Genomic DNA, 10611 nt, shown 5'->3' with positions numbered 1-10611 from the left:
GCAGAGCACGGAGGGGACGGACGGGCCCCACTCCTCCCAGCGGAGCAGCGAGGGCAGGCGCTGGGCGGTGCCGGCGGCGGCGAAGAGCAGCACGCGGCCCCGGTGCACGGCGACCGGGCCCGAGCCGGGGCCCTCCTCCCATAAGTGGTCCAGCATGCGCCTGCCGAAGACCGCGGGGACGCTCACCACGTCGAAGGCGGAGCCGCACGGCAGTACGGCGGGGGCGGCCGGCCTGGCCCGCCAGTGGGCCAGCGCGCTGCGGGGATACGTCTCCGCGGAGGCGAGCCAAGCGGCTCCCTCCGCCGTGACGTCGCAGGCGGTGTCCTGTGTGGGGGTGCTGGTGCTGGCGCTCATGGCAGATATATCTACCGTTGGTAAGTGTTCCCTCTCGCAGGGTTGCGGGAATCGGGGACAGTGGCGCCTGCGGTGCGGTACCTTGCCCCGTGGCATATGCCGGACATATGTTCGCCTCAGGCGGCCGCCCGCGCCGCGCCGGGCGCCCCGCCCCCCTGAATTCTGATCGGGGCTAGGCCTGCTTCTCGGCGTCACCGCGCAGCAGGTCGCGGCCGAACTCCACCATCTTCTTGGCGTAGTCCTCCGTCCACTGCGCGCGCTCCGCGATCAGCGCGGGCGTCAGCCGGTCGAAGCGGCGCGGGTCGGCGAGCTGGGCCGCCGCGATGGCCTGGAACTCCACGGACCGGTCCGTCGCGGCGCGGAACGCGTGCGTCAGCTCCGTCGCGCGGTCGAGCAGCTGCCTGGGGTCCTCGATCGACTCCAGGTCGAAGAAGTGCTCGGTGTCGGCCACCGCCTCCGCGGGCTCGAAGAGCAGGGGCGCGGGTCGCATGCGCTGTTCGGTCCGGGGCCGCTCGGGCTCCGCCATGGTGGATCCTCCTCGTACGGTGCGCGCCGTCCGTGCGGCGTTCAGGCCGTCTCCCATTGTCCCTTGCCCCACAAGTACGCCCTCAGGGCGAAGCTTTAGGCCCCCATGGCACCCGGTGTTCCCGCCTCCGGCGAGCGGGGGTGTGCGGAGTGGCTGGCGGGTGGGCGCTGGAGGAGGCGTGTTCATGGCTGCCAGGCCACCCGGTGTTCGGCGAGTCGGGCGAGGACGGCGTGGTTGGCTTCCCAGCCGTCCGGGAATTTCACTGTGACGCCCAGTTGGACCGGTTCCGTTGACGGGTGGTCGTCCAGAAGGGTGTCCACGCCTGCACGGCAGATGACGATGCAGGCGTGGCGGTGGCGTGAGGCCAGGACGCAGAGGCGGCCCGTCTCCAGGTGGAACGCGGTGGCGTCCGGGCGGCCGGAGAGCGGGTGCAGGACGACCGTCACGTCGTACTCCCGGCCCTGGAGGCGGTTGGCCGTGTCCACCGTGACGTCTCTGACGCCCAGGTCGGCGAGGGCGGCACGGACCGCGGCCGCCTGGTCGCGGTGGGCCGTGCCGACGGCGATGCGGTCCGCCGTGAGCGGGGCGGGGTCGGGTCCGCGCTCCGACGTGGCGGCGCCGCCCCTGTCGAGGAGCCGCCGCACCACCTGGGCCAGCGCCCCGACCGCCTCGGGGTCCGTGCGCGGAGTGTTCCGCGCGGGCAGCTCCAGCAGGCCCCAGCCCGCCTCCGCCGCCTCGTCGATCACCCGGTCCGCGGCCGACCCGTCCGACGCCACCGCGAAGGCCAGCGTGCGGTCGCCGTGGTCCGTGCCGCTGCGGAAGGGCGTGTACGGATAGAAGGCGCCCGAGACCAGGGGCGCCGCCGACGCGGGCAGCCGCCAGGAGACCGGTAGACGGTGCTGCGGCAGCTCGGGATTGTGCGCGAGGAGCGTCGTCACGGCGGAGGCGGACGGGTCGTACGCCAGACCGGCCCACTGCTCGGCGCCCACGATCGAGAAGGGGTCGAGCTGCCCCGGGTCGCCCACGAACAGCGCCCGCTCGAAGAGCCCCGCCACGGCGAGCAGCGCGTCCGAGCGCATCTGGTACGCCTCGTCGACGATCGCGTGCCCCCACGGCGCGTCGAGCTGGTCGGCCTTCACGTGCGCCCACTTCGCGGCCGTGGAGATGACCACGTCCAGGCCCGCGAGGTCGCCCGCCTTCGTCGACTTGCGGACGTTCGCCAGGTCGTCGAGCGCCTTGTCGTACGGGTCGGGGTCGCTGCTGTGCAGACGGCCGACCGGCAGCTCGGGGTCCTTCTCGGCGAGCCGCAGGACCAGGTCGTCCACCTGCGCGTTCGTCTGCGCGATCACCATCAGGGGGTGGCCCGCCGCGGCCAGTTCCAGCGCCGCGCGGACCACCAGGGTCGATTTGCCCGCGCCGGGCGGCGAGTCGACCACGACGCCGCGGTGGGTGCCGTGCAGCGTGTCGTGGAGGATCGCCTCCGTGGCGCGCGCCGCCTCGGCGCCGGGGTCGAAGGCGCCGCCCGCGGGCGGGGCGAGCTGCATCACAGGGTGTCCTCCGCGTGTGTCGCGTGCGTCGCGTGCGTCTGCGTCACAGGGGTCTCTCCGGGGGTGCTGGGTGCGCCGGGTACGAGGGGGGCTTCCCGCGGCGCCGTCACAGCGTGTCCTCCGCCGTCACCGGATCGGGGCGCTCCGCGGTGTCCGACGGCGGTCCTCCGTGGGTCCACGGGGTCTCCTCGGGGTCCGGCAGCTTGGGGCCGCCGCGCTGCTCGTGCTCGAAGAGCGTCCAGCAGACCCGGTCGCCCTTCCCGGGGACCGACCCCGCCTCGGGCTCCTTGCCGCGCCCCATCTTGTCGGTCAGGCGCAGCACGACGGTGCCCTCGCCCTCGTACGCCACGAACTCGGCGGTCTGCGACTTGCCCGCCAGCGAGCGGTACACCTTCACGCGCTCGCCGAGGTGCGGGCGGTCGTCGGTGCGCACGGTGACCAGGGGGCGCGGGCGCGGGCTCTTGGCCTCGCTGTACGCCATGACGACCTCCGTCACCTCGCCCGCGAAGGCCTCGCCCGCGAGTCGGCGGCCCGCCATCACCAGGGGGTCGTCGAGGGCCTCCTGCGCTTCGAGGCGGGACTGCTCGCGCTCGCGCGTCGCCAGCTTGTTCGCCGCCGTGACCGCGTCGTCGACGCGGGGCTGCGGCGGCTCGCCCGCCACGATCCGGTCCCGGTGGCCCGTGAACGACCAGCGGTCACGCGTCCACCGGTCGGCGTCGTGCGCGGCCGCCGGGAGCGTGCACAGGGCGTCCAGGCCGCGCCACACCGCGTCCCAGGTGGGGCGGGTCCTGCTCTCGATCAGGGCGTGGATCTCCCGCTCGGCCGCCGTCAGCCCGGCGAGCCCGGCGTCCGCCTCGACGCCGTCCTCGGCGGCGGCCAGGGCGGCGCGGGCGCGGTCGTAGCGCTCGATGGCCGGGGCCAGGAGGTCGTTGTCGAACGCCGGGTCCGTGGCCGGGCCCGCGGGCGGGCACAGGAGCTGGCCGCTCTCGTCCCGCGCCAGCTCGGCGCGGAAGGCGGCCTCGGCGCCCGAGGTGCCCTCCGGCGCCTCGATCCAGGCGAGCAGGGCGCCCAGATGCTGGTCCTCCAGGCTGGACTGGCCGGTGGCCCAGTGCCGGGAGAGCAGGTCGGTCATGGCCAGGAGCAGGGACGAGCCGGGAACGCGGGCCCGCTCCCCGAAGTGCGTCAGCCAGCGGCCGAGGAGCGGGACGCGGGGCGGCGCGGGGTAGGGCGCGTCCGGGTCCTGCTCGGCGGTGCGGCGGAAGCGCATGGAACGGCCAAGCAGCCGCACGAAGTCGATGCCCGCCCGGCCGGGCACGATGACCTGCGGGGCGTCCGCGCAGAGCTCCACCTCGACCTTGACGCGCTTGCCCGTCTCCGGGTCCGTCTCGCCGCGCTCGGCCGCCTCGACGTCCCCCGCGAACGAGTCGATGTACGGCAGGACGGTCTCGGCGAGCTGCGCGAGGAAGACGAAGCGCAGATCGCGGTCGCGCGGCTGGGGCACCACGAGGAGCCTCGGCGAGGTCCGCTCCGTCCCCACCAGGGCACCGAGCGGCGCACCCGCCTCGCCCGCCGTGGTGAGCGGCACGAGGACGAGCGGCCGCTGGGACAGATGCCGGTGGCACACGGTGGCCCGGGGCCGCGCCCGGCCGGTGGACACGGCTTCGAGCCGGGCGAGCCCGTCGATCAGTGACATGCCGCCGCCTCTCCGGCCGGGGAGTGCGCACCCGCACCCGTCAGCGCCTCGGCCCGCAGCTCCGCCGCTCTGCGCAGGGCCGCCACCGCCGGGTCGTCCGGGTCGCCCGCGGCACCCCTGGCGGCGGCGAGGACGTCGTCGATGGAGGTCAGGCCGCCGAGCTCACCGCGGATCGAGCGGCCGAGCGCTGTCACCTCGCCCTCGGCGCGGGCCCGGGTGCGGCAGTGGAAGGCCAGCTCGCAGGCGGACAGGCACTCGGGGGCATACGTCGCGGGGACCGCCTCGACGGCCGCCGTCAGCTCGGCGGCCGGGCGGCGCACGTCGAACGTGGTGCCCTCGGGCAGTCCGGCCGCGATGTCCTCGACGCGGGTGAGGCGGGCGAGCTGGCGCCGGGTCACCGAGAGCTGCTTGCGGACGTCGATCGCGGACGCCGTCGGCAGGTTCGAGAAGTCCTTGGGGCAGACGAGCAGCACGTGGTGACGGATCCCGGGCGCCGGGTCGAGGTGCGCCGCCACCTGTTCGAGCGCCAGTGCGTACACCGCGGCCTGGCGGGCCGCCGCGCCCACCTTCGCCGCGTCGGCCGACCCGTCGATCATCGGGAAGGACTTGATCTCGACGACCGTCCAGCCGCCGTCGGGGTGGACGACAACCGCGTCCGGTTCGAGGAAGGCGGGCGTACCCGCCACGTCCAGGGCGAGCATGGGGTGGTCGAGGAGCGTCCAGCCGCCGGACGCCGTGGCCTCCCGCAGGGCGAGCGCCGTGCGGGCCGAGCGGCCCTCGGGGCCCGCCGCCGCGAGGTCGGGGACGGCGCTCTCACCGGGCACGGGCTCGGGCCCGCCGCCCAGGAGCCGGTGGGTCAGGCGGAGCAGCTCCGCGCCGCCGTCCGCCTTGACCTTGGCCTCGAAGGCATTGCCGCGCATGAAGGCGAACTGGGACTGGCCGAAGCCGGAGGGCGCGCCGAGCGACCGGGCGAGCGCGGACTTGTCCACGCCCGCGCCGTCGAGCAGCGAACGCCGTCTGCACCCGGGGTTGGCCGCGAGCGCGGCGAGCGCGCGGGCGTCCAGCGGCTGCGCGGGGACGTCGGGGCCGCGCAGCTCAGCGAGCCGCTGCCGGAGCGCCGTCCCCCGCCGCTGCGGGGCTGGCACTCGGCTCGGCGCCGAGGTCGGCACTGTGCTTGCGCTGTCGGGGAAGTCGCTCACCCACCGAAGTCTGGCACCCGGCACCGACAATTGAGGACTCTGGGACGGACGGGACCGCCACGGGCGGGAGGAAGCGGGCCCGGAGGCGGGCCGTCACCGGGTCGGTGAGCCGCCGCACGGGCTTCACGAGGAGCAGGCCGACGCCCATCACGGCGGCGCCCGCGACCGCGTCGAGGAAGTAGTGGTTGGCGGTGCCCATCACGACGAGCGTGGTGATCAGCGGGTAGGCGATGGCGGCGACCCGGGTCAGCGGTGAGCGCCCGTGCCGCCACAGCATCACGCCGCACCACAGCGCCCAGCCCACATGCAGGCTGGGCATCGCCGCGTACTGGTTGGTCATGCCGCCGAGACCGCGCGGCGCGCTCGCCTCGCCGCCCCACCAGCCCCAGGCGCTGTACTGCGCCATGGTGTCGACGAAGCCGTGGTCCGGGCTCAGCAGCCGGGGCGGGCAGGTCGGCAGGAGCGTGAAGCCGACCAGGCCGATCATCGTGGAGATCATCAGCCACGCGCGTGCGGCACGGTAGTGGACCGCGCGGCTGCGGAAGAGCCAGATGAGGACGGCGGGCGTGACCAGGTAGTGCAGCGAGGCGTACCAGAAGTCGGCGGGAACGCCGATCCAGGCGTGGGCGGTGAAGAGACGGTTCAGCGGGCTCTCCGCGTTCAGCCGCAGGAACTGCTCGGCCCGCAGGATGCCGATGCCGTGGTCGACGGCGGAGGCGACATCGCCCCGGACGATCAGCCGCCCGGCCGAGTACAGGGCGTACACCAGCACGATCAGCGGCAGCTCGGTCCACCAGCGCAGCCGCTGCCCGGACAAGTCGCCGCCGTATGGCGCCTGGGTCTTCGGCAGCATCCGGTCGTTCCCCCATCATCTCTGTTCACTCGGCGCACGCCGCTCTGGTCACCGGCGTTGGCCGCCGCATCACCATACGGCGTACGTACCAGAGGCCGCTGGCGTCCCCCGGTCGTGTCAGACGCGAAGATCGCCCGGCGGGTTGCCGACCCGGGCGAAGGCGCCGTCACGGGTGGGTGATGATGGAGAGAACGGGCGCCCACCTGTCCGTAAAAAGTTGCAGAAGTCCCTCGGAGCCCCGGCCCGAGGCCGCGTCGACTTGGAGAGAGCCCCATGGCACCGCGCATCCTGCTGGCCCGGCACGGACAGACCGAGTGGTCGCTGTCCGGGAAGCACACCGGCAGGACGGACATCCCGCTCCTGGACGAGGGCCGGCGCGGCGCGAAGCTCCTGGGCGACCGGCTGCACGCCGCGCCCTACGACGGCCTGCCGGACGTCGAGGTGCGCACGAGCCCGCTCTCCCGGGCCCGCGAGACCTGCGAGATCGCCGGTTTCGGGGACCGCGCCCGCACCTGGGACGCGCTCATGGAGTTCGACTACGGCGCCTACGACGGCATGACCCCGGCCGACATCCAGGCCGTACGGCCCGGCTGGTTCATCTGGCGCGACGGCGTCCCGAGGGGCGAGACGCTGGCGCAGGTCTCCGCGCGCGCGGACGAGGTGGTCGAGTGGGCCAGGAGCGCCGACCGCGACGTGCTGGTCTTCGCGCACGGGCACATCCTGCGGGTCATCGGCGCGCGCTGGCTGGGCGAGGACATCGCGTTCGCGTCCCGCATCCGTCTCAACCCGACGTCCCTCTCGGTCCTCGGCTGGGCCTACGGCGAGCCCGCCATCGAGTCCTGGAACGAGACGGGCCACCTCGCGTAGCCACCCCGGGCGGCCACCTCGCGGGAGCGGGTCTCAGACGGCCCGGGGCAGCGACGCGTGCCGTTCGAGGAAGCCGCCGACCCCGGACGCCCTGCGGTGCGGCAGCAGCACGCGGGCCGTCGTGGCGAGCATCGACTGCACCCGCGAGGACTGCACCTCGTCGAGGAACGAGAGCACCCGCAGCCCGGCCGTCGCCGCCTCGTCGGGGCGCCCGGCGCGCGCCAGGTCGTCGGCGAGCTCGGCGGTGTACAGCGCGATGTTCCTGGTGAACTGCGGTGTCTCGGACGCGGCCGTGACCGCGGCGCGCCGCGCGTACGTGGCGGCCCGCGACCAGTCGCCGAGTGCCGACCAGCACTGCGCCTCCAGGCCGTTCAGCTCGGCCTCGCCGTAGAAGGTCATCCACTCCGGGTCCCGGGGCGAGCCGCCGCGGTCGAAGAGGGCGTGCGCGCGGGTGAGGGAGTGCTCGCAGCCCGCGCGGTCGCCGAGCCCGGCCCACCCCCCGGCCTCGCGCAGCGCGAGGAGCGAGAGCAGCCGGGGCGAGCCGAGGTGCCGGGCGGCGCGGGTGGCCGCCTGGGCCGCCCGGACCGCCTCGCGGGGCCGCCCGGTGTCCCGGGCGAGGAAGGCGGTGTTGCAGAAGGCGTGGGCCTCCAGGGCGTGGTCGTCGGCGACCCGGGCGGTGGCGAGGGCCTCGGCGTAGTGGGAGCGGGCGTCGTCGAAGCGGCCCGAGTCGTGCGCGAGCCAGCCCACCGAGATGGCGAGTTCGCCCGCGCCCGCGTGCAGCCGGTCGGCGGTGGACTGCCGGGTGGTGCCCGCGTCGAGCAGGGCGTAGGCGGTGCGCAGGGGTGCGGCGGCGCGGCGGTAGAGGCCGTCGGCGCCGTGCCGGTCGTCGAGCAGCCTGATCCTGCGTACGGCCTCTTCGACCGCGCCCGCCTCGGCGTCGCCCGCCCTGCGGCCGCGCCGGACCACGGCCTCGGCGGGGCCGCCGAGGGTGAGCCCCGCGGGTCCCAGGGACGCGGCGGCCACGGCGGCCGTCGAGCCGGTCATGAATGCGCGACGTCGCACGTCGCTCTCCTCTGGAGTCTGGATCGCGTACGGGCCGCAGGCGCTGGGGTCGGACCCGGACGGATGGGACTCGTACGAGTGGATCGTGGTGTGCGGGTGGTCCGTGGCTTTCGATGGGGGTGCGGCGGTCGGCTCGGCCGGTCCCGGTGGCCCCGGTGGTCCGGACGGATCGGGTGGGCCGGGTGCCTCCGCTTCGGGGCGGGCGGCTCTGCCGCGCACCAGGGACCGGGGCGCGAAGCCCAGGTCCTCCAGGCCCCGGCCGGGGAACATGTGCAGGAACACGCGTTCATAGGCGTAGTTGGGGCAGCGGATCTCGCCCGCCTCCACCCGCCCGATGTAGCGCGCGTCGCAGCTCACGCGCTCGCCGATCTCCCGGGCGGCCCTTCGGACCGCCGCGGCGAACTCGCCGGGCGAGCGCTGGCCGCGCAGCCGCCGGAAGACGAGGTTCGGTCGTGGGGACTGAGTTGACGATGCCATCGGTGAGATCGCCATGGCCGGACCCTCTCGTGCGGATCGTGCCGGAGTGCGCACCTGCTCGCGCGCAGCGGAGCACCCGCGCACGGGATCTCGCGGGGCGTCCCCTGTTCCGGCGGAGCACGAACGTACCCGCTGTGATGGTGCCGACACGCGGAGTTCGCCTACAAACCGGTCATCTCACCCACGATCTGCCATGAACTGCCATCCTTTGCGGCGGCGTGCCGCAGTGCCTGTTGACGCCGGCCGGCGTTGAACCATGCGGAGAGGGAGACCGCCACAGCTCCCGTACTCGCGAGGAGGGTCCCCTTGTTGGAGATCGGCATGGAGAACAGCGACTCCCGTACGGGAAGCGGCGCGGCGGCGGCGTCGATGACGACGGCCGGGCACCGGCCCACCCAGGACGGCAGCTCCCCTCCGCCGGGCCGGGCCGTGTGTGACGAGGAGTGCTGCGACCTGGTCACGGTGCCCGCGCGGCAGGGGCTCGAAGCGGTGGACATCCTGCGCCGCGGGGCGGCCGACACCATCGGCCCCGTGCTGCACGACGGCGGCTGCGACACCCTCGGCTTCCTGGTGCCGCCCGGCACCGCCGACGGCTGGGACCTGCCCGGCAGCGCCTGCACCCAGACCTTCGGGCGCGGCATCAGCGCGTCCGCGGAGCCCGACCCCGGGCCCGCCGTCCCCGCGCCGCCGGTCGCGGGCACCGGCTGGCTCCTGCCGCCGGGCGACGAGACCGACCCCGTCACCGACCCCACCGTCCTGCGCGCCGCGCTCGGCCAGGCCGCCCGCACCATCGAGGCCGCCGACAACTGCCGCTGAGCGGGCCGGGGCCACCTCGCCGGGCCCGCGCGTCCCCGGGCGCCGATAATGGCCTGATGGCAAGGAACAGGCGATCCCGGCAGGAGCCGGCGGCCGTCGTCGAGAAGGTGGACGGCGGGCTCGCCGAACTCATGCCGGACCGGGACAGGCCCCGCGCGTGGACCCTGCTCGTGGACGGCGCCCCGCAGTCCCACGTGGACCTCGACGACCCCGCGTACCTCGACTTCGAGTACCAGCGCAGGATCGGTCACCTGGCCGATCTCGTCGCGCCCCCGGGCAAGCCGATACAGGCCCTGCACCTCGGCGGCGGCGCCTTCACCCTCGCCCGCTACATAGCGGCGACCCGCCCCCGCTCCACCCAGCAGATCGTCGAGCGCGACACCGCGCTGATACAGCTCGTCCGGCGCGAGCTGCCGCTCGATCCGGGGGCCCGGATACGGGTGCGCGGCACCGACGCCCGCGCGGGCCTCGCGAAGATCGCCGACGGCTGGGCCGACCTCGTCATCGCCGACGTCTTCAGCGGCGCCCGCACCCCCGCGCACCTCACCAGCACGGAGTTCCTCACCGACGTACGCAGAGTGCTGCGCACCGGCGGGTACTACGCGGCCAACCTCGCCGACGGGCCGCCGCTCACCCATCTGCGCGGCCAGCTCGCCACCGCCGCCGCGCTCTTCCCCGAACTGGCGCTCGTCGCCGACCCCGCCGTGCTGCGCGGCAAGCGGTTCGGCAACGCCGTGCTGCTCGCCGGTGACCGCGCCCTGCCCGTCGCCGAACTGACCCGGCGCAGCGCGAGCGACCCGCACCCCGCCCGGGTCGAACACGGGCGCGGGCTGCGGGACTTCAGCGGGGGAGCGGTGGCCGTGACGGACGCGAACGCCGTGTCCTCACCGGCGCCGCCGCCATCGGTCTTCCGGTGACAGGGGCCCGCGGGAGCCGCCCGGTCAGTACGTGTTGATCTCGACCCGGGGTGCCGTGTCGTGCCAGGTGCAGAAGACCGAGACCTTGGCCGCGCCCCCGGTGAACTCCACGCGGATCCACTTGTCCTGCTTCCAGGTCTGCACCGACCAGCCCGCCGCCGGGGTCGCGGAGACCAGCGTCGCCGACTTCTCGCCGAGGTCGAAGACGACCCGGCCGCCGTCCGTGCGGTAGCTCTTCACGGTGCCGGTGCCGCCGTCGTCCTCGCCGGTCGGCGCGGGAGCGGACGGCGGCACCGGCAC

Annotated in this window: 10 protein-coding genes and 1 pseudogene; 3 read left to right on the top strand and 8 right to left on the bottom strand. The window is 74.8% G+C overall.

All coding sequences use genetic code 11. The features are described from left to right. From AB8Z36_RS20295 to AB8Z36_RS20270, 6 genes are all read right to left on the bottom strand, one after another. Positions 1 to 354, bottom strand: a 354-nt coding sequence (locus AB8Z36_RS20295; protein WP_369214763.1) for a bifunctional DNA primase/polymerase, incomplete at its 3' end; no start/stop codon positions are given. Between the two features lie 172 nt (positions 355 to 526). Next, positions 527 to 880 carry a hypothetical protein gene (locus AB8Z36_RS20290; protein WP_369214762.1) on the bottom strand — a complete coding sequence of 118 codons (354 nt, stop codon included), beginning with the start codon at positions 878 to 880 and terminating at the stop codon, positions 527 to 529. Positions 881 to 1062: 182 nt separating this feature from the next. Continuing rightward, positions 1063 to 2424 (bottom strand): AAA domain-containing protein, encoded by a 1362-nt coding sequence (locus AB8Z36_RS20285; RefSeq protein ID WP_369214761.1) that lies wholly within the window; start codon positions 2422 to 2424, stop codon positions 1063 to 1065. Positions 2425 to 2533: 109 nt separating this feature from the next. Continuing rightward, positions 2534 to 4120, bottom strand: coding sequence for a hypothetical protein (locus AB8Z36_RS20280; RefSeq protein WP_369214760.1), 1587 nt, complete (start codon positions 4118 to 4120; stop codon positions 2534 to 2536). After that, the gene (locus AB8Z36_RS20275; protein ID WP_369214759.1) at positions 4111 to 5265 is read right to left on the bottom strand and encodes a hypothetical protein; all 1155 of its coding nucleotides are present in this window, start codon (positions 5263 to 5265) and stop codon (positions 4111 to 4113) included. Before AB8Z36_RS20275 ends, AB8Z36_RS20280 begins: the two co-directional genes overlap by 10 nt. Next, positions 5216 to 6172, bottom strand: coding sequence for a phosphatase PAP2 family protein (locus AB8Z36_RS20270; RefSeq protein WP_369214758.1), 957 nt, complete (start codon positions 6170 to 6172; stop codon positions 5216 to 5218). Before AB8Z36_RS20270 ends, AB8Z36_RS20275 begins: the two co-directional genes overlap by 50 nt. A 273-nt stretch (positions 6173 to 6445) precedes the next feature. On the opposite strand from AB8Z36_RS20270, the gene AB8Z36_RS20265 reads away from it, so the two are divergent. After that, the gene (locus tag AB8Z36_RS20265) at positions 6446 to 7039 is read left to right on the top strand and encodes a histidine phosphatase family protein (RefSeq protein WP_369214757.1); all 594 of its coding nucleotides are present in this window, start codon (positions 6446 to 6448) and stop codon (positions 7037 to 7039) included. Between the two features lie 33 nt (positions 7040 to 7072). Here the strand turns inward: AB8Z36_RS20265 and AB8Z36_RS20260 are convergent, their stop codons facing one another. Next, on the bottom strand, positions 7073 to 8593 hold the full coding sequence (locus AB8Z36_RS20260; protein WP_440581959.1) for a tetratricopeptide repeat protein: 1521 nt from the start codon (positions 8591 to 8593) through the stop codon (positions 7073 to 7075). A 306-nt stretch (positions 8594 to 8899) separates the two neighbouring features. On the opposite strand from AB8Z36_RS20260, the gene AB8Z36_RS20255 reads away from it, so the two are divergent. Together AB8Z36_RS20255 and AB8Z36_RS20250 are read left to right on the top strand one after the other, a co-directional pair. Continuing rightward, positions 8900 to 9394 carry a hypothetical protein gene (locus AB8Z36_RS20255; RefSeq protein WP_440581960.1) on the top strand — a complete coding sequence of 165 codons (495 nt, stop codon included), beginning with the start codon at positions 8900 to 8902 and terminating at the stop codon, positions 9392 to 9394. A gap of 56 nt (positions 9395 to 9450) precedes the next feature. Beyond that, on the top strand, positions 9451 to 10311 hold the full coding sequence (locus AB8Z36_RS20250; protein ID WP_369214755.1) for a spermidine synthase: 861 nt from the start codon (positions 9451 to 9453) through the stop codon (positions 10309 to 10311). Positions 10312 to 10335: 24 nt separating this feature from the next. Here AB8Z36_RS20250 and AB8Z36_RS20245 read toward each other — a convergent pair. Beyond that, positions 10336 to 10611 (bottom strand): annotated as a pseudogene (locus tag AB8Z36_RS20245) (hypothetical protein); the annotation flags it as partial.

Source organism: Streptomyces flavofungini, assembly GCF_041028215.1.
Taxonomy (GTDB): Bacteria; Actinomycetota; Actinomycetes; order Streptomycetales; family Streptomycetaceae; genus Streptomyces; species Streptomyces flavofungini_B.
This window is presented reverse-complemented; position numbering and strand designations above follow the sequence as displayed.

Coding starts and splice junctions, on each gene's coding strand:
- AB8Z36_RS20290 (WP_369214762.1), bottom strand. CDS start 880: ATGGCGGAGCCCGAGCGGCCCCGGACCGAACAGCGCATGCGACCCGCG.
- AB8Z36_RS20280 (WP_369214760.1), bottom strand. CDS start 4,120: ATGTCACTGATCGACGGGCTCGCCCGGCTCGAAGCCGTGTCCACCGGC.
- AB8Z36_RS20270 (WP_369214758.1), bottom strand. CDS start 6,172: ATGCTGCCGAAGACCCAGGCGCCATACGGCGGCGACTTGTCCGGGCAG.
- AB8Z36_RS20255 (WP_440581960.1), top strand. CDS start 8,900: ATGGAGAACAGCGACTCCCGTACGGGAAGCGGCGCGGCGGCGGCGTCG.
- AB8Z36_RS20285 (WP_369214761.1), bottom strand. CDS start 2,424: ATGCAGCTCGCCCCGCCCGCGGGCGGCGCCTTCGACCCCGGCGCCGAG.
- AB8Z36_RS20265 (WP_369214757.1), top strand. CDS start 6,446: ATGGCACCGCGCATCCTGCTGGCCCGGCACGGACAGACCGAGTGGTCG.
- AB8Z36_RS20260 (WP_440581959.1), bottom strand. CDS start 8,593: ATGGCGATCTCACCGATGGCATCGTCAACTCAGTCCCCACGACCGAAC.
- AB8Z36_RS20250 (WP_369214755.1), top strand. CDS start 9,451: ATGGCAAGGAACAGGCGATCCCGGCAGGAGCCGGCGGCCGTCGTCGAG.